The sequence below is a fragment of the Actinoplanes siamensis genome (assembly GCF_016862395.1).
GTDB classification, from domain to species: Bacteria; Actinomycetota; Actinomycetes; order Mycobacteriales; family Micromonosporaceae; genus Actinoplanes; species Actinoplanes siamensis.
In genome coordinates this window covers 1-16,196 of record NZ_BOMW01000010.1, presented here as the reverse complement: position 1 = coordinate 16,196, position 16,196 = coordinate 1, and the positions used below count along the sequence as shown (strand labels likewise).

At 73.7% G+C, this 16,196-nt stretch carries 16 protein-coding genes; 7 read left to right on the top strand and 9 right to left on the bottom strand.

Annotated elements, in window-relative coordinates; genetic code table 11:
- Positions 1-27: 27 nt before the first annotated feature.
- Complete coding sequence (locus Asi03nite_RS04630) at positions 28-561, bottom strand: Pycsar system effector family protein (RefSeq protein WP_203677146.1); 534 nt, start codon at positions 559-561, stop codon at positions 28-30.
- Between the two features lie 44 nt (positions 562-605).
- Here Asi03nite_RS04630 and Asi03nite_RS04625 point away from each other — a divergent pair, with 44 nt between their 5' ends.
- A complete protein-coding gene (locus Asi03nite_RS04625) occupies positions 606-1,331 on the top strand; it encodes a Crp/Fnr family transcriptional regulator (protein WP_239102380.1) in 726 nt (241 codons plus the stop codon).
- Between the two features lie 66 nt (positions 1,332-1,397).
- On the opposite strand, the gene Asi03nite_RS04620 is transcribed toward Asi03nite_RS04625, so the two are convergent.
- The gene (locus tag Asi03nite_RS04620) at positions 1,398-2,798 is read right to left on the bottom strand and encodes an aminotransferase-like domain-containing protein (RefSeq protein WP_203677145.1); all 1,401 of its coding nucleotides are present in this window, start codon (positions 2,796-2,798) and stop codon (positions 1,398-1,400) included.
- On the opposite strand from Asi03nite_RS04620, the gene Asi03nite_RS04615 reads away from it, so the two are divergent.
- Positions 2,797-3,774, top strand: coding sequence for a DMT family transporter (locus tag Asi03nite_RS04615; RefSeq protein ID WP_203677144.1), 978 nt, complete (start codon positions 2,797-2,799; stop codon positions 3,772-3,774). The genes Asi03nite_RS04620 and Asi03nite_RS04615 overlap by 2 nt on opposite strands.
- Here Asi03nite_RS04615 and Asi03nite_RS04610 read toward each other — a convergent pair.
- Positions 3,687-5,216 (bottom strand): D-alanyl-D-alanine carboxypeptidase family protein, encoded by a 1,530-nt coding sequence (locus Asi03nite_RS04610; RefSeq protein WP_275409322.1) that lies wholly within the window; start codon positions 5,214-5,216, stop codon positions 3,687-3,689. The two genes, Asi03nite_RS04615 and Asi03nite_RS04610, sit on opposite strands and share 88 nt — an antisense overlap.
- Positions 5,217-5,387: 171 nt before the next feature.
- Here Asi03nite_RS04610 and Asi03nite_RS04605 point away from each other — a divergent pair, with 171 nt between their 5' ends.
- Positions 5,388-6,623: a beta-ketoacyl-[acyl-carrier-protein] synthase family protein gene (locus Asi03nite_RS04605; protein WP_203677143.1), complete on the top strand. Its 1,236-nt coding sequence runs from the start codon at positions 5,388-5,390 to the stop codon at positions 6,621-6,623.
- A gap of 9 nt (positions 6,624-6,632) precedes the next feature.
- On the opposite strand, the gene Asi03nite_RS04600 is transcribed toward Asi03nite_RS04605, so the two are convergent.
- Both Asi03nite_RS04600 and Asi03nite_RS04595 read right to left on the bottom strand, forming a co-directional pair.
- Positions 6,633-7,505 (bottom strand): SIMPL domain-containing protein, encoded by an 873-nt coding sequence (locus Asi03nite_RS04600; RefSeq protein ID WP_203677142.1) that lies wholly within the window; start codon positions 7,503-7,505, stop codon positions 6,633-6,635.
- Positions 7,506-7,514: 9 nt separating this feature from the next.
- Positions 7,515-8,036, bottom strand: a complete 522-nt coding sequence (locus Asi03nite_RS04595; protein WP_203677141.1) for a hypothetical protein — start codon at positions 8,034-8,036, stop codon at positions 7,515-7,517.
- A 43-nt stretch (positions 8,037-8,079) separates the two neighbouring features.
- On the opposite strand from Asi03nite_RS04595, the gene Asi03nite_RS04590 reads away from it, so the two are divergent.
- Together Asi03nite_RS04590 and murJ are read left to right on the top strand one after the other, a co-directional pair.
- Positions 8,080-8,634 (top strand): CGNR zinc finger domain-containing protein, encoded by a 555-nt coding sequence (locus Asi03nite_RS04590; RefSeq protein ID WP_203677140.1) that lies wholly within the window; start codon positions 8,080-8,082, stop codon positions 8,632-8,634.
- An 8-nt stretch (positions 8,635-8,642) separates the two neighbouring features.
- Positions 8,643-10,148: a murein biosynthesis integral membrane protein MurJ gene (gene murJ / locus Asi03nite_RS04585; protein ID WP_203677166.1), complete on the top strand. Its 1,506-nt coding sequence runs from the start codon at positions 8,643-8,645 to the stop codon at positions 10,146-10,148.
- A 202-nt stretch (positions 10,149-10,350) separates the two neighbouring features.
- Here the strand turns inward: murJ and Asi03nite_RS04580 are convergent, their stop codons facing one another.
- The 4 genes from Asi03nite_RS04580 to Asi03nite_RS04565 form a co-directional block, all read right to left on the bottom strand.
- Complete coding sequence (locus Asi03nite_RS04580; RefSeq protein ID WP_203677139.1) at positions 10,351-11,706, bottom strand: FAD/NAD(P)-binding protein; 1,356 nt, start codon at positions 11,704-11,706, stop codon at positions 10,351-10,353.
- A 417-nt stretch (positions 11,707-12,123) separates the two neighbouring features.
- The gene (locus tag Asi03nite_RS04575; protein ID WP_203677138.1) at positions 12,124-13,107 is read right to left on the bottom strand and encodes a hypothetical protein; all 984 of its coding nucleotides are present in this window, start codon (positions 13,105-13,107) and stop codon (positions 12,124-12,126) included.
- Positions 13,108-13,166: 59 nt separating this feature from the next.
- Positions 13,167-13,763, bottom strand: coding sequence for a hypothetical protein (locus Asi03nite_RS04570; RefSeq protein WP_203677137.1), 597 nt, complete (start codon positions 13,761-13,763; stop codon positions 13,167-13,169).
- A gap of 23 nt (positions 13,764-13,786) precedes the next feature.
- Positions 13,787-14,587, bottom strand: coding sequence for a nucleotidyltransferase domain-containing protein (locus Asi03nite_RS04565; RefSeq protein WP_203677136.1), 801 nt, complete (start codon positions 14,585-14,587; stop codon positions 13,787-13,789).
- Between the two features lie 643 nt (positions 14,588-15,230).
- Here Asi03nite_RS04565 and Asi03nite_RS38765 point away from each other — a divergent pair.
- Positions 15,231-15,515 (top strand): helix-turn-helix transcriptional regulator, encoded by a 285-nt coding sequence (locus Asi03nite_RS38765; protein ID WP_307833988.1) that lies wholly within the window; start codon positions 15,231-15,233, stop codon positions 15,513-15,515.
- Between the two features lie 276 nt (positions 15,516-15,791).
- Positions 15,792-16,157: a DUF2203 domain-containing protein gene (locus Asi03nite_RS04555; protein WP_203677135.1), complete on the top strand. Its 366-nt coding sequence runs from the start codon at positions 15,792-15,794 to the stop codon at positions 16,155-16,157.
- Positions 16,158-16,196 lie beyond the last annotated feature (39 nt).

Here is a 16,196-nt window from a genome sequence, read left to right as displayed (position 1 = left end):
CCCGGCCCCGTCCCGCCACCGCGGGTCTCACCGGGCCAGCACGCCGATCGTGGCGGTGACCGCCAGCAGCCCGAGGCCCACCAGGAGCGTGAGCACCGCGATGGTGACCGCGTGATACTTGCGCGCGGCCACGTTGGCGTTTGTCAGGATCTGCCCGGACAGCGCGGAGAGCAGCGCGGCCCGGTCACCGAGCAGACCCGACAGCTCCCGGTGGAACGCCTCGGCGTCGTGCCCGAACCGCCCGGCGATGGTGCGGTAGAAGAGCAGGTTCTGGTGCCCGTCGCGGAGGAACGTCCGCGGGCGCAGCGCCACGCCGGCCGCGCCCGCCGCCGTGACGACGGCGGCCGCAGTGGCGATCGCGGCCACCGCGAACAGCGCCCCTCCGGCCCGGTGCTGGGAGACCAGGGTGTACAGCAACCCGCCCAGGACGCCGCTCGACGCCAGCGTCGCGGCGGCCTTCGTCTCGGCGTGCTTGACCTGGTCGAACTGGAGGGTCAGGGCCCGCCAGGCGTCCTCGACGCCGGCCGGCGCCGGGGCCGGTGGGCTCTTCCGCGTCGTCATCGGCCTCCTCTTACGGGCAGACGGCCGCCTGATCATCGTGCAGGATGGCGACCGTAGGGGGTGTCATGGCGGAGCGGATCCCGAGAACCATCACCGGCTGGGCGTCCGGAACCTTCCTGGGTGGTCTCACGCCGTCAGCCGCCGGCGAGTTGCTCGGCCTGTGCGCGCGGCGGCGTTATCCGGCCGGCGGCGCGATCCTCCGTGAGGGCTCCATAGGGTCGCACGTGGTCCTCCTGGAGAGCGGCTTCGTCAAGGTGACCACGGCGGTCGACGGCCTGGCAACCCTGCTCGGCATCCGGATGCCCGGCGAGCTGATCGGCGAGATCGGCGCCCTGACCCGGACGCCGCGCAACGCGACCGTCACCGCCTGTGGTGTCGTCCAGGTCGGCCTGATCCCCCGGCCGCTCTTCGAGGACTTCCTGCGTCGCTATCCCGACACCTCCACACTGGTGATGGCGACCATCGCCCGCAAACTCACCTGGGCCAACCGCCGGCGCAGCGACTTCGCCGCCTTCCCGGCCCACATCCGCCTGGCCCGGCTGCTGGTGGAGATCGCCGAGGTGTGCGGCCGTCACCACCCGGACGGCCGGATCGAGATCGCCGTCCCGCTGAGCCAGCCGGAGCTGGCCGCGATGATCGCCATCGCCCGCGCCACCGTGGGGAAGGCGCTGCACGAGCTGCGCTCCCGGGGCCTGATCGGTACGGCGTACCGCCGCATCGTGATCCTCCACCCGGAGGGCCTCGCCCGCGTGGCGGACGGCGTCGGCTGATCCGGCCTCGGGCCGGGTCAGGTCGCGCGCTCGCGCGGTGTATCCCGGTGTGTCACGTCGCCGGCGTCACGGCGTGTCGTCCCGCAAGGCCCGCGCCAGGCGGCGCACGGCCTCGTCCATCTGGTCCGGCGCGGCGGCCGCGTAGGTGAGCCGCAGGTGCGGCGCGGGCGGCTCGGCGGCGAACCAGGGGCGCCCCGGGAACACGATGACGCCCTCGGCGGCAGCCCTGGCCGCCACCCGCGTGTCGTCGGCGCCGTCCGGCAGGCGCACCCAGAGGTGCAGCCCGCCCCGGGGGATCCGCGCCGGGACCAAGCCGGGCAGGTGCCGCCGTAGTGCGCAGAGGAGCGCTTCCCGCCGGACCCGCAGAGACGATCGGAGCGTACGCAGGTGCCGCCCCCATCCCGGCCCGGTCACGAACTCCAGCGCGGCCTGCTGCAACGGCCCGGCCACGAAGAAGTCGTCGAGCAGCCGCGCCGACCGCAGCCGCGCCCCGGCCGGCCCACGCGCCCCGATCGCGGCGATCCGCAGCTCGGGCGCCGCCGACTTGGTCAGCGAGCGCAGGTACACGACGTGCCCCTCGGGGTCCCCGGCGGCCAGCGGCGGCGGCGCGTCGCCGTCGATCACCAGGTCACGGGCGTAGTCGTCCTCGATCAGGAACGCGCCGTGTTCGCGGACCGCGGCCATCACCGCGTCCCGCCGGTGCGCCGCCAGGCTCGCGCCGCTCGGGTTGGCGTGCAGCGGCTGGCAGTAGAAGAGCCGCGCGCCGGTCCGCGCGAACGCCGCCGCCAACTGGTCCGGCAGCACGCCGTCGCGGTCGGCGGGCACCGGGACGACGCGCAGCCCACCGGCGTGCGCGGCGGCCAGCGCGCCCAGATAGGTGGGCGACTCGACGAGCAGCGTGTCCCCGGGCGTGGCGAGCGCGCGGAACGCGGACGACAGCGCGGCCTGCCCACCCGGGCAGATCACCAGGTCCCGCGCGCGCAACCCGGTCCGCAACTCGCGGGCGAACCAGTCGCGCAGGTCCTCCCGACCCTCGGCGGGACCACGCCGCCACGCGGCCGGCTGCCGGGCCACCCGGGCCAGCGCGGCACCGAGCGCCCCGGTCGGCTGCAGGTCGGCGTCGAGATAGCCACCGGATAGCGGGATCGCCCCGGCCGGCGGCAACGCCAGCAACGCCTGCATCTCGGTCTCGCCGAAGCGGCCCGGCCCGAGCGCCACGGTCTGCCAGGAGAGGTCACCCGGCGGCGGCGCCGCGGGTTGCCGCGCCACGAACGTCCCGCGCCCCGGCCGCGCCTCCACCAGTCCCTCCGCGGCCAGCGCCCGGATCGCCGCGGCGACGGTGACCGGGGACGCGCTGTGCCGGGCGGTCAGCTGGCGCACCGACGGCAGCCGTGTCCCGGCCGGGCCGGCCACCGCCCGGCTCCGAAGATCTTGGATAACACGGGCGGCTGCGTTACCGTCGTTCATGAGAGACAAGAGTAACGTTACCGAGCGCGGCACGGTAACGGCCGGCCTGGCCCTCGGCGCGCTCGGCGTGCTCGCGTTCAGCATGTCGTTGCCGGCCACCCGGGTCGCCGTGCACGACCTCGACCCGTGGTTCGTGGCCTTCGGCCGGGCTGTCGGGGCGGCCGTGCTCGCCGTCGTCTACCTGCGGGTGGTGCGCGCGCCCCGCCCCACCCGGCAGCAGTGGCGCCGGCTGCCGGTGGTCGCGCTCGGCGTGGTCGTCGGCTTCCCGCTGTTCACGTCGCTGGCCCTGACCAGCCAGACCTCCGCCCACGGCGCCGTGGTGATCACCGTCCTGCCGGCGATGACAGCGGTCTTCGCCGCGCTCCGCGCGCACGAGCGGCCGCCCCTGGCGTTCTGGCTGGCCGGTGGCGGCGGACTGATCGCCGTGCTGCTCTTCCTGAGCACCACGGGCGCGGTGCGCGGCGCGCTGGCCGCGGCCGACCTGTATCTGCTGGCCGCGGTGGTGCTGTGCGGCCTGGGCTACGCCGAGGGCGGCATGCTCGCGCGGGAGCTCGGCGGAGCCCGGACGATCTGCTGGGCGCTGCTGGCGGCGCTGCCCGTGACGCTGCCGGTCACGCTGGTCGCGGCCGTCCGGCACCCGCAGGCCGGCGACGCGGGCGGCTGGGCCGCGTTCGGCTACCTGACCCTGGTGTCGATGTTCCTCGGGTTCTTCGCCTGGTACGCCGGCCTGGCCAGGGGCGGCATCGCCAAGGTCGGGCAGATCCAGCTCGCCCAGCCCGTGCTGACCCTGCTCTGGTCGGCGCTGCTGCTGGGCGAGCCGGTGACGCCCGCGTCGATCGGGGCGGCCGTCGTCGTACTGGCCTGCGTGGTGCTGACCCAGCGCACCCGTCAGGACGTGCGGGTCAGCCTCCACCACAACGACGGTTCGCCGGTCGCCCCGTCGGTGCGCAGCGGAACCCGTACCCCCGAAGCCTGAACCTCGCCCACCACCTGCCCGGCGCCGACCCGCGCGCCCGGGCCGGCGGTGGTGGTCTCGACCTTGACCGACAGGCCGGGCCAGCCGACCACCTTGAGCGGGCTCGCCGGGGTGACAGTGGTCGACGCGCCCCAGGCGGTCTCCACCCGGCCCACCGGCTTCGCGGCGAGCAGCTGGTACTCCTTGACGGTCCTGCGGACCGCGGCGAGCAGCTTGCGGACCTCCTTGTTGACCGCGGCCAGCTGCTCCGGGGTGTTCGCGCCGGGCTGGTTGAAGACCGCGCCGACGATCACCAGCTCGCGCGAGCCCACCTTGAGCCGGGACGCGAAAACCAGGTTGCCACCGGCCTGGTCGGTCGAACCGGTCTTGATCCCGAAGACGCCGTCCACGCCGAGCAGCGCGTTGTAGTTCTGGATCGTGCCGACCACCGGGATCTGCGCCGTGCGCAGCTCCACGATGTCCGCGAACACCTCGAACTCCAGCACCGCCCGCGCCAGCTTGACCTGGTCCGCGGCGGTGCTGGTGGTGCTGGGCAGGAAGCCGCTCGGGTCGGTGTACTCGGTGTCGGTCATCTGCAGCTCGTCGGCGGCCGCGTTCATCTTCTCCAGGAAGCCGTCCAGGTCACCGGCGTCCCAGACGGCGAGCTGGTGGGCGATGTTGTTCGCGGACGGCAGCATCAGCGCCTCGAGGGCGTCCCGCTCGGTCAGCTTCTCCCCCTGCTCCACCCGGACCAGCGACTGCCCGCTCGGGATCCGCGAGTTGTAGTCGGCCACGTCCGCGGCGGTCACGGTGAGGCCGGGCCCCTCGTCGTCGCCTTCGAGCGGGTGGTTCTTGAGGATCACGTAGGCGGTCATCACCTTGGCGACGCTGCCGATCGGCTCGGTCCTCGCGCCCCCGGAGCCACCGATCCGGCCCAGGCCCTCGACCATCAGCTCCGCGGAGCCCCGCGCCGGCCAGGGCATCTCGGGCAGGCTGCCGGGGATCTTCAGGGTGCCGGCGACGCCGGTGGTCAGCGTCGCAGCCGGCAGGTCGCGGGTGAGCTGCACGGCCGCGCCGCCGCCGAGCAGCGCGACCAGCAGGAAGACGGCGACCAGGACGGCGGCCAGCCTGCGGCTTTTCCGCGGCGTCTGCGGCGCGGTGCCGCCGCCGCTCTGATACGTGGTCGGGCCCGGCGCCTGCGGCTGGTGCGGCACGGCCGGCTGCTGCGGGAAGGGCGGTTGGTGCGGGATGGGTGGGTGGTTCGGGAAGGGTGGTTGGTTCGGCACGGGCACCGTGGCCCGGCCCGGCCGGACCGGCGGCTGCGGCGGGCTGTGCTGGACCGCGCTCTCCGCCGGCCTGGGCACGGGCACCCGCGCCGATCCGGTCGCCGGGCGACTGCCGCTCTCCGGCGGCGCCGGCGTCTCCCGCCCGGTACCGTCGTTCGGCTCCGCCGCCTGCGTCATCAGCCCGCTCCCCACCCGCCCGGACCGCCCGGACGCCGGACCCAGTATTCCTGAGCTGCTCAAATCACCAGCAACCCCACCACGACCAGGGTTTCCCGGCACACCGCCATGGACATGACGGATTTACATGCGTTCCACTACAGGGAGGCCACAGCCGACAGGGGGAACCGGATGAGCGCCACCGAGGTCGTCGTCACCGGGCTGGGTGCCACCACTCCGCTGGGCGGGGACGTGGACTCGCACTGGGCGAACATGCTCGCGGGCCGATCCGGCGTGCGCCGGATCGACGACCGGGTCAAGCACTACGCGCACTGGGAACAGCTGCCCACGCTGATCGGCGCGCCGATGGCTGTCGAGCCGGACTCCGTGCTCCCCCGGGTGCAGGCCCGCCGGCTGGACCGCTGCGAGCAGGCCGCCCTGGTCGCCGCCCAGCAGGCCTGGGCCGACGCCGGCAAGCCGGAGGTCGACGGCGCTCGCCTGGCCGCGGTGATCGGCAGCGGGATCGGCGGCATCACCACCATCCTCGGCCAGGACGACGTCATCGAGGAGAAGGGCCCGTCGAAGGTCTCCCCGCTGGTGGTGCCGATGATGATGCCGAACGGCCCGGCCGGTTGGGTCAGCATCGAGTTCGGCGCCAGGGCCGGCGCCTACGCCACGGTCTCGGCGTGCGCGTCCGGAGCCGAGGCGCTGGCCCTGGGCGCGCGCCTGATCCGGGCCGGCGAGGCGGACGTGGTCCTGGCCGGCGGCACCGAGGCCTGCATAGCGCCGCTCCCGATCGCCGGTTTCGCCCAGGCCCGCACGCTCTCCAGGCGCAACGACGACCCGGCCCGGGCCTCCCGCCCGTTCGACGCCGACCGCGACGGTTTCGTCCTGGGCGAGGGCGCCGGCGTGGTCGTCCTGGAACGGGCCGGCTTCGCCGCCGCCCGGGGCGCCCGCGTCCTGGGCCGCCTGGCCGGTTACGGCGTCACCGCCGACGCCCACCACATCACCGGACCGGACCCCACCGGCGCCGGCCAGATCCGGGCCATCCAGGCCGCCCTGCGCAGCGCCGGCCTCACCCCCGCCGACATCGATCACGTCAACTGCCACGCCACGTCCACCGTGGTGGGTGACGTCGGCGAGGCCGCGGCCATCCGCTCGGCGCTCGGCGAGCACGTGGTCCTGACCGCCCCGAAGTCCAGTTTCGGCCACCTGGTCGGCGCGGCCGGCGCGGTCGAGGGCATCGTCACGCTGCTCTCCCTCCGCGACGGCGTCATCCCGCCCACGCTGAATCTGGAGAAGAAGGCCCCGGAGGTCGATCTGGACGTGGTCGCCGGCCGGCCCCGCCAGCAGCGCATCCGAGCCGCCATCTGCAATTCCTTCGGCTTCGGCGGCCAGAACGTCTCGCTGCTGTTCACCCCCGCCTGAAACCCGAGGTCACCCGCGCCGGTCAGCCGCTCGCCCGCCCAGAGCCCATTCCACGGTCACGGTCGCCGACAGCTGCTGGCGTCCCGGCTCGATCGGAACAGTGGTGTCCCCGGCCGCCATGCCGCCCCTGAGCGCGATCGGCTCCGCGTCATCCGGAGCCACCTCGCTCACCCGGATGACCGGCCCGAGCGACCGGCCCGCGGCCCGGGCGTACAGCTCGGCCTTCCCCCGGGCGTCGGCGAACGCCTTGCGGCGCGCCTCGGCGAGCAGCGCGGAGTCGTCCTCGATGGCGAGCGACACACCGTTCAGCCGGGCCGCGTCCCCACCCGCCGCGACGGCCGCGGACAGCACCGCCCCGGCCCGCGGAATGTTCCGGATCTTCGCGGTCAGTCCCTGGGTCACGGTGTAGCCGGTGATCCGGTTGTCGTTGTCCTTCCTGGACGAGACGCTGACGTCGGACGTCTGCAGATCGGCGCCGGCCACCCCGCCCCGCACGAGCGCGTCCCGCATCCGGCCGACCGCCGTGCCGGCCTGGTTCAACGCCTCGGCCACGGTGGACGCGGCAGCCTCCACCGCGACATTGGCGACGAGCGTGTCGGGCGTGCCGGACACCTCGCCGGTCCCGGTCACCAGAACGCTGTCCCGCGACTGGTCGACATCCGCCGACCCCTCCACGGCCCGTGGTCGCTGATCGGCCCGTGATCGCTCGACGGCACGCGTCCGCTCCGAGGCCCGCGACTGGTCCACGGCCCGCGACCGCTCGGCGGCCGGAGACCGCTCGGAGACGTCGGCGGAGGCGGGCGAGGCCGGCCCCACCAGCGACGGCACGACGAGCGTGGACAGGGCAATCAGCGTGCGTACAGTAATTCCGTTTTTAGTCATTTCGCCACTTTATTGCGGCTCCTTCGGCTCGTCCGGCATTCCGCGTACCCGACCGTGGCCCCGTTGCGCGCCGGTCTGGCGCAGCGTCAGCGACAGCACGTTGGCGATGCCGAGACCGGAACCGGCCAGCAGTCGCACAGCGGCCAGCTCCACAGCCAGCGCGACTCCACGTCCGGGAAGGATCGCGATCAGCAGGGGCAGTCCGGTGAAGAGGACGAGCGCCGACGCGAAAGCATCCAGCAGCCACGCCACCGGCACCACCGCGAGGAGCACCGCCCGGATCACGTCCATGACCACCATCACCCGCCGCCGGCGCCGGTTCTCCAGCCACTGGCCGGCGACCAGTGGGACGAACAGGTTCGGCGGGTAGGACGCGGTGCCGATGGCGACGACCGCGCCCGGGCCGGCGTGCCGGGTCAACACCGCGACCAGGGGCAGGGCGACCGCGGTGACCTGCGAGCCGAAGACCGAGATGGTGTGACCGGCCCAGAACGTCGCGAAGTCCCGGTCACGGCGAATCAGCGTTACCACTACGTACCTCCTTGGTGGTAACAGTCTGCGGTAGGGTTGGCGAATGCGACAGCCAGGAGACCGGACGCCCGCCCCGGCCCACCTCGCCGTGGTGCAGGACCTGGCCAACACGGTCGACATCGAGGCCGGAAGTGATCAGCTCAGCACGCCCGCCCAGCTGGTGGCGTTCTGCGCCCGGCACGGGATCACCGCCGGCGAGGTGACCGACCGCGACGTGCTCGACTGCCGCGAGCTGCGGGAAGCGCTGCGGGACGCGTGCCACGCGCACACCGGGGAACCGATGCCCGCCGCGTCGCTGGAGAGCTTGCGGAAATTCCTGCGGCGCGGGCCGCTGCTGGTCCAGGTCGGGGAGGACGGCGGGGCGCGGCTCGCGCCCGTACCACTCGATCGTGGCGTCGAAGCACTCACCGCGAGCGTCGCCGCGGCCATCGCCACCGCCCTGCTGGACGGCAGTTGGAGCAGGCTGAAGGCCTGCGCCGCGCACTCCTGCCGCTGGGTCTACTACGACCGCAGCCCGGGCGGGCGGAGCCGGTGGTGCACGATGAGCATCTGCGGCAGCCGGACGAAGATGCGGGCCTATCGCGGAAGGGGACGCTGATGGCGCGGATGGCCCTGGCCACGCTCGCCTCGCGGGTCGCCGGGTTCCTGCGGGTGCTGGTGCTGACCGCCGCGCTCGGGCTCGGCACCCGCCTGCTGGACGCCTACAACGTAGCGAACACGCTGCCCAACGCGGTCTACGAACTGCTCGTCGGCGGGGCCATGGCCAGCGTCGTGGTCCCGCTGCTCGCGCGGGCGGCGCTGACCGATCCGGACCATGGTGTTCTGTACACCCAGCGACTGCTCTCCCTGATGGTGTACGGGCTGAGCGCGATCACCCTGCTCGCCATGGCGCTGGCGCCGCTGCTGGTGGGCCTGGTCGCGCCCGGTTTCACCGCCGGGCAACACGAGCTGGCGGTGGTCTTCAGCCGGTACTTCCTCCCGCAGATCCTGTTCTACGGGGTCAGCGCGACCGCGGGCGCCGTGCTCAACATCCGCGGCCGGTTCGCGGTGGCGGCGTGGGCTCCACTGTGCAACAGCCTGGTGGTGATCGCGGTCGGGCTGCTGTACGTGTCGTCGCGCAGCTTCACGCTGCTCGCGATCGGCACCACCGCCGGCGTGTTCGCGCAGATGGCCTTGGTCGTGGCGGCGCTGTCGCGGTCCGGTTTCCCGATCCGGCTGCACCTCGACCCGCGCGGCATCGCGATCCGCCGCATCGCCGGGCTGGCCGGCTGGGTGCTGCTGTCGGTGCTCGGCGCGCAGGCGTTCCTGCTGGCCGCGACCCGGGTGGCGTCGCTGAGCGGCCCGGGCGGCGTCACGGCGTACCAGAACGCCCTCGCGGTCTTCCAGGTGCCGTTCGCGGTGATCGCGCTGACCGTGATGACCACCATGCTGCCCCGCCTGAGCCGCAGCGCCGCGCGCCGCGACCACGACCGGATCGTCCGCGACCTGTCGCTGGCGGTCCGCGTCGCGGTGGCCGTGATGGCCCCGATCGCGGTGGCGTTGCTACTGCTCGGGCGCCCGATCGCGGCGGTCCTGTTCGACCACGGCAGCAGCGCGCCGGCGACGGTCCGCCTGCTGGGCACGGTGCTGGCCGCGTTCGGCCTGGCGCTGGTGCCGTTCAGCGCCTACTCGATCCTGCAGCGCGGGTTCTACGCGACGCAGGACACCCGCACGCCCGCGCTGATCACCGCGGGCGTCGCGGTGACCGGGATCGTCGGGTGCGTGGTGGCCGGTCGCCTGCTGCCGCCGGCGTCCATCGTGGTCGGGGTGCCTGTCGCGTACGCCGTCGCGTACACGCTCGGCCTGGCGGTGACGGTGCTGGTACTGCGGCGCCGGTTCGGGTGGATCGACGGGCGGCGGCTGATGCGTACCCACGTCCGGGTCTTCCTCGCGGCCTCGGCCGGCGCTGTCGTCGCGGGCGGCGCGACCGTCCTGACCGGTTCCGCGATGCCGTTGCTCACCGTCGCGGCGGCGGCCGGTGTCGGGGCGCTCGCCTACCTCGCGGCCGCGAAGCTGCTGCACATCGGTGAGCTGCGCCTGCTGCTGGCGACGGCCCTGGCCGGCTTCCGCTGACCCATCCGCGCACCGCCGGCCCGTCCACCGCGGCCGGGTCACCCCGAGAGAACCCCGGGCGGCCAGCTCGCTTCGCCCGCCCGGGGCTGGCCTGCCAACGAACCCTCGCACCCCGCCGCCCTGGTCCTGCCGGCCGCGCGGCTCGGGCTGGAGGCCGGCGCGCCCCCGGGACGCCGCGTCCGCCGCGCACACCACCGTCTGATCAGCGGCCGCCGGCGGGGACGTGCAGCGCGGCCACCAGACGGTCGACCTGTGCGCGGATCTCCGGGACCGCTGTGGTCTCCCAGGAGTGCCCGCGGCGCAGCGGCCCGGCCAGCCACAAGCCGGGCCGGATCCGGCCGTCCGCGTCGGTGTCCACGCCCAAGCCGTACGGCCCGGGCCGGACCGTGCCGTCGCGGAACAGGCCGGCCAGGAACGGGTCGGCGGAGCCGGGCAGCGCGCCCGGCCCGGTACAGCAGATCACCGCACCGTAGTGGCGCGGCTCGCGGCCCTCGACCCCGACCTCGAACCCGCCGCGCGGATCCGGGGCGATCGACCGCAGCCGCCCCGCGGAGAAGCTCAGCGTGCCCTGGGCGCGCAGCGCCTCGATGCGGGCCGCGATCGGCGGCGCCATCCGGTGCCGGTGCACGTCCCAGAAGCGCACCACGTGCCGCAGGAAACGCTGCCGGTCGCAGTCGCCGAGGTCGGCCCAGAGCCGGTCGGCCTGGTGCCGCAGCGTGTCGACGACCGCGACCCAGTCGGCGCCGGCCGCGATCGCGCCCCGTACCCGGCGCAGCAGCCGGCGCAGCGTGAGCCCGCCGTCCAGGATCAAGTCGGGGTGCGCCGACGAGGGCGGCAGCTGCGGGTGGGCCAGCGGCGGCAACCCACGGCGGGAGAGCGCCTCGATCGGCCCGCGATGACCGGCTTCGGTCAGGCTCAGCGCGACGTCCACCGCGGTCAGGCCGGTGCCGAGCAGCAGCACCGGCTCGCCGGCCGGCGGCGCCGGGTGCTCCGACCACGGGTCGGTGACCAGGTACGGGCTGGCGTAGGCCGCGTCGCTGATGCCGGGCAGGCGCTGCTGCTCCGGGTTGCCGACGGCGAGGACCACGTGCCCGGCGTGGACCGGCCCGGCGTCGGTGAGCACGACGTAGCCGTCCGGTCCGGTGTGCAGCGCGGTGGCCGTCGCGACGTGGTGCCGCAGCCGGCCGGTCGACGTGGCGACGGTCTCGGCGAATTGGTCGGCGAGGTAGTCCCCGTAGACGGCGCGGGGCAGGAAGTCGGTGCCCTCGACGTCGTACCCGTGCGCGCGCGCCCAGCGGACCAGGTGCATCGGGTCGTCGGGGCAGATGCTCATCGAGCCGGCCCGCGCGTTGAGGATGTGCCACGGCTGGGCCGCGCCGTAGGCGACACCCCGGCCGGGCGAGAGGTCCGGCGCGATCAGCACGACGTCGCGGTCGGTACGGCGGATCAGCGCCCGCGCCAGCAACGCGCCTGTCGCGCCCCCTCCGACGATCGCCACGGTCCGGTCGCTCAGGGCGTCCCGACTGGCGGGCACCACCACTTCGACGAGGCTCGACATCTCATTCTCCCGCAGGTCGACGCTGGGCCAAGCAAACCACAAAGCCCACAGGTTTTGTAGGCTACGGAGACGCGTGCCGCAGAGTCTACGGCCTCGGCTCGCCCCAGCCCGATACCGTCCCCGGCATGTTCGGAGGCGATGCGGCGCCGATCGAGAGCACCGGCGGCACCCGGCGCGGGCCGCCCGCGGCGAATCGCTCGTCCGGACGAGCCTCACCGCGCCCGCACCGCCGGATTCCACAGCCCGGATCCGCGCGCCGGGCGAGCACCACGCGCACTCCATCCGTCGACGCGGGAGATCCGCTCGATCCGGCACGCCGAGCTTGTCGGCAAGATGCCTGGCCGGCCGGAGACGGCCGCCGGCCGATGCGCGCGGCGGCGCCCGCCGGATCCGGTCGGTTGTTGCCGCCTCAGCCGCTCAGCGCACCCATGTCGAGACGGCCTGGAAGCCTTCCGCCTGCCGCATCCAGAAATAGCCGTACGCGGCGGTGCTGCCCAGGTACGACCCGACGTGGGCGAGCAGCGTCCTGGTCCCGGCACGGTCGTGGCCGGCCAGATAGTTGGCCAGCGCGAGCCAGTGGCGCAGCGTCACCCCGCGGGCGATCAGGCGGGGCTCGCCGGCCGCCCGCCATTTGGCGGCGCACCAGGAGATCTCCTGGATGACCTCGGGGCGGTGGAAGTACTCCATCTTCGCGGCCAGCGACTCGGCGCGGGTCTCGAAGCCGAACTCGCGCAGCGCGTACTCGAAATGGGCCAGCAGCGGCAGCATGACGACAGACGCGCCGGCGGGTGCGGCGGCCGCCGGACCGCGGGCCGCGGCGAACATCTGCTCGTGCGAGCCGTACCACTTCTGGCAGAGGAACGTGACAGCCGTCAGGTGCGCCTCGAAGTGGTACGGGTCGCGGGCGACCGCCTCGCCCAGCGCGGCCCGGAAATCGTCCTGGTGCTCGTGCCCGTGGGCCAGCATCGCGCCCATCCGGATCACCCAGGGGTACGGGTCCTCCGGGTTCAGCTCGGCCGCCCGCTGACCGGCCGCGGCGGCGAGCGCGGACAACCGGTGGAACTCGCGGAACTGTTCCGGGCCGGTGTTGCGCGCCGACGCGCCGCCCCGGGCCTGGCCGGCCAGCTCGTTCAGCCCGTCGGCGCGCAGGATGGCGACGGTCGGGTCGCCGGGCATCGCGGCCTCCCAGGCGTGCACCCAGTGCGGGGCGTGCCCGGCGGCGATGCCGAGCACCGCGAGCCGCCGGCTGCGCAGCTCCCAGTCGCGGCCGGTCGCGTGCAGCAGGTGCGGGGCCGCGGTCCAGTCGCCGGCCGTCGCCCGGTCACGGGCGCCGCGAAGCTGCAGGTCCGCCTGCGCGTAGTCGGTGTCCGGGGTGAACGGCTTGCGGAAGCGCTCGAACATCCGGTGATCATAGAAGCGGCAGCCGCCGGGGCCGGTGTGCCCGCAGTTCGCTCCGGCCCTCAGTCGCCGACGCGCGGCGGGGGCACCGGTTTCCCGGCCGCTCCTCCGGAATCGCCGGCCCAGGCCGGCGGCTGGCCGGGCAGCCGCTTCGGCGCCGCCGGGAACCGGCCCTGGCCGAGCGCCGCGCGCATGGTCGCCACACAGTGGTCCCGGGCGCGGTCGACCCGTCTGCGGTCGTAGTGCTTCTCCAGGTTCATCTCCGCGTCCGTGGTGCGCAGCGGTTTCTGCCAGGCCGCCTTCATCTGGTCGCCGACCTCGGCCTTCGCCTCGTCGGCAAGTAGCCGGTACGCGACCGCGACGGTGGGCGCCTCGATGTCGAGCAGCGCCTGGTGGAACGCCAGCCGCGAATAGATCCGGCTCACCTCCTCGGTGAGCTGCTGGCGCCCCTCCAGGGTGCCCGGCCGGCGCCGGATGCGGTATGGCATCTCCGCATAGTCCTCGATGACGCTCAATGCCTCACCGAAGGCCAGGGCGCGGCGTTCGCGGCGCGCGGCCCGCCGGTTCAGCGCGTAGGTCAGCAGCGCGGTGAGCGCGGCGCCGAGGATCGCGATGACCGGGGCGATCACCGCCGTGGTCTGCGCGGCCGTCCAGGTCATGCGGGGGACACCGCCCGGGGACGTCAGATCTCGTGAAGGACGTCGATGATTCTGACAGCCTGGCCCGGCTCCCATTGATCCGGCCCCGGCCCGAACAGGCGGTTGATGCCGTTCTGGCAGGGCAGGCCGGCTAACGAGTCCGCATGCCGGTGCAGCCAGTCCAGCGCGGCGCGGTAGGGCCGACCGCCTCGGTACACCCGGTCGGGGACGTTGAACAACAGACATTCGAGAAGGTACGACGGGGCGGCGCCCTCGGCGATCATCCGCTCCCGCTCGGCCAGTTTCCGGACACGTTTCGCCGTGCGGACGGCCGCTTTGAAACGGCCGCCGGTACGCCCGTCCTTCGCGTCGCCGTTGCGCCGGTGCTGCTTGGGGAAGTTGACTATCGGCCGGCCTTCCCGGTCACGGAAGAAGACGCCCTGCTCGTAACGGCCCGGGGCCAGCTGGAAGCGGTGCTCCGTCGCAACCAGAACGTCGACCATCTCACCGAAGAGCGAATCCGGGTCGTCGACATTCAGGCACCGGCGGCCCATGCGCACCGTGTAGGACTCCCCCAGCACGGCGAGAACGTCGTCGCGGAAATCCTCCCAGCCGTAGCCGGCGCCGAACGGCGCCCTCAGCATGAGAACCAGGTCGATGTCGCTGGTCGGCTCCAGATAGGTGCCGTTCACCCGCGAACCCTGGCCGAAGATCTCATATCGCCGGGAATCGAGCCGGGGCGATCGGTGCAGGGCGTCGCGCAGCACACCCTCGGCCCACGACAGCAGGAACGCGTCGGGCGGCGCGACAGCCGCGAGCCGAGGCGTCAGCAGCGGCCGGACCACCGCAGCCGCCCTCCGGAAGTCATGGTCACGCCGCCAATTATGCCTCGCCGGCCGGCGCGGACCTCCGGTCGCTCATCTCAAGGACAAATGAGATCAGCGGGGCGGCTGATCGTCGTACCCCATCGTGGTTTTCCGGATCCGCCGGCCGGGACCGAGGCGGACAGTCGGCGCCAGGCGGCGTCGATGCCCGGATCCTGGCTCCCGTCGCGGACGGCACGGCGAACTCGCGCACACGCCGCCGGGCGAGCAGACGGGGCCGGCGTCCACAGGGGAGCGCATCGGCACCCACTTCGCGTGGACACGGTCGCGGCGAAGCGATGCGCGTCCCCGCTCTCCCCTTTTCCGTACTACCAGCGCCGTCGTCACCGTCCCGTCGCGGTTTCCCGCAGCGCGACCGCGGGTCGGCGTCGGCCAGGGCGCCGGTACCTCAAGGAGCCCGGCCCGCCCTGCCCCGCATCCACCGCCTGAGACCCGCCGTATCCGTCCCGGGTCCCATGCCCCATCGCCCACTCCGACCGTTCCGCAGCCCTCCTCCACTGGGCAATTGACCAGTTCAGAGGCCCGATGGCGGAAAATGACGATGCGGTATCGAACGGCTGACCAACTATCACGCGACAAGATGACGCGCGACTATAGTCAGGGCGTGCCGAGACATCTCATGGCAGCGGGCGAGATCGCCAAACGACTCGGTCTCAGCCGCCAGCGCGTGCAACAACTGGCCGAAAGAGACGACTGGCCCGAGCCCTTCGACGAACTCTCCATGGGCCGCGTCTGGCTGATCAGCGACATCGAGACCTGGATCCGCCACCAACGCGCCGACCGCGTACGCCCCGCCGAGCCCCCACCCACCGCCGGCCCCGCACTCACCACCGAACCCCCACCGCATCCGCCGAGCACCGCCAACCCGCCACCGGCCGGCTCCACCTGAACCGCAACCGGGCCGGTCGTCACCCTCCCGGCACCCCGTAGCCGGAGGCCCCGCCGAGCCCTTGAGACACCCTGGCCACCAGGCGGGCAGTCCCGGCTGGCCGCCAGAGGTCCCTCCGGGCCTTTGCGGCACCTCTGGCGGCCAGTCCGCCAACGCCGGCCGGCGGTCAGAGGTGTCTCCGGGCGCGAGGCCGCGTGGGCGTCAGGCCCGACGCGCGGGCGGGCTGGTTCGCAGCCAGTGCTCGGCGGGGAAGATCAACGGTGGTTAACTGTCGCCATGGGGCTGTTCACGCTGGAAGAGGCCCGGGCGGAGCTGGAGCGGCTGCGACCCGTGCTGAACGAGATCGTCGCGGTGCGGGCGGACATGGTGGAACTGTCCGCGGCGCTGGTCCCGGGTGGTGAGCCGACCGCGCTGGGCGGGCTGCCGGAGCGGAAGGCAGCCGAGGCGCGCCTCAACGAGCTGATGACGGTCGTGCAGGAGTCCGGCGCCGAGCTGAAGGGCGTCGCACCGCTGCTGGTCGACTTCCCCGCCGACCTCGGCGACGTCCCGGTGCTGCTGTGCTGGCTGGAGGGCGAACCCGAGCTGGGCTGGTATCACCGCCCGGACCTGGGCATCGCCGGGCGCCGCCGACTCCCGAGCTGACGCCGCCGGCGCCCCGGGGCAAGGCCACGCCCGGAAGCG

Coding starts and splice junctions, on each gene's coding strand:
- Asi03nite_RS04555 (WP_203677135.1), top strand. CDS start 15,792: ATGGGGCTGTTCACGCTGGAAGAGGCCCGGGCGGAGCTGGAGCGGCTG.
- Asi03nite_RS04600 (WP_203677142.1), bottom strand. CDS start 7,505: ATGACTAAAAACGGAATTACTGTACGCACGCTGATTGCCCTGTCCACG.
- Asi03nite_RS04625 (WP_239102380.1), top strand. CDS start 606: ATGGCGACCGTAGGGGGTGTCATGGCGGAGCGGATCCCGAGAACCATC.
- Asi03nite_RS04605 (WP_203677143.1), top strand. CDS start 5,388: ATGAGCGCCACCGAGGTCGTCGTCACCGGGCTGGGTGCCACCACTCCG.
- murJ (WP_203677166.1), top strand. CDS start 8,643: ATGGCCCTGGCCACGCTCGCCTCGCGGGTCGCCGGGTTCCTGCGGGTG.
- Asi03nite_RS04610 (WP_275409322.1), bottom strand. CDS start 5,216: ATGACGCAGGCGGCGGAGCCGAACGACGGTACCGGGCGGGAGACGCCG.
- Asi03nite_RS04630 (WP_203677146.1), bottom strand. CDS start 561: ATGACGACGCGGAAGAGCCCACCGGCCCCGGCGCCGGCCGGCGTCGAG.
- Asi03nite_RS04620 (WP_203677145.1), bottom strand. CDS start 2,798: ATGAACGACGGTAACGCAGCCGCCCGTGTTATCCAAGATCTTCGGAGC.
- Asi03nite_RS04570 (WP_203677137.1), bottom strand. CDS start 13,763: ATGACCTGGACGGCCGCGCAGACCACGGCGGTGATCGCCCCGGTCATC.
- Asi03nite_RS04590 (WP_203677140.1), top strand. CDS start 8,080: ATGCGACAGCCAGGAGACCGGACGCCCGCCCCGGCCCACCTCGCCGTG.
- Asi03nite_RS04575 (WP_203677138.1), bottom strand. CDS start 13,107: ATGTTCGAGCGCTTCCGCAAGCCGTTCACCCCGGACACCGACTACGCG.
- Asi03nite_RS04615 (WP_203677144.1), top strand. CDS start 2,797: ATGAGAGACAAGAGTAACGTTACCGAGCGCGGCACGGTAACGGCCGGC.
- Asi03nite_RS04580 (WP_203677139.1), bottom strand. CDS start 11,706: ATGTCGAGCCTCGTCGAAGTGGTGGTGCCCGCCAGTCGGGACGCCCTG.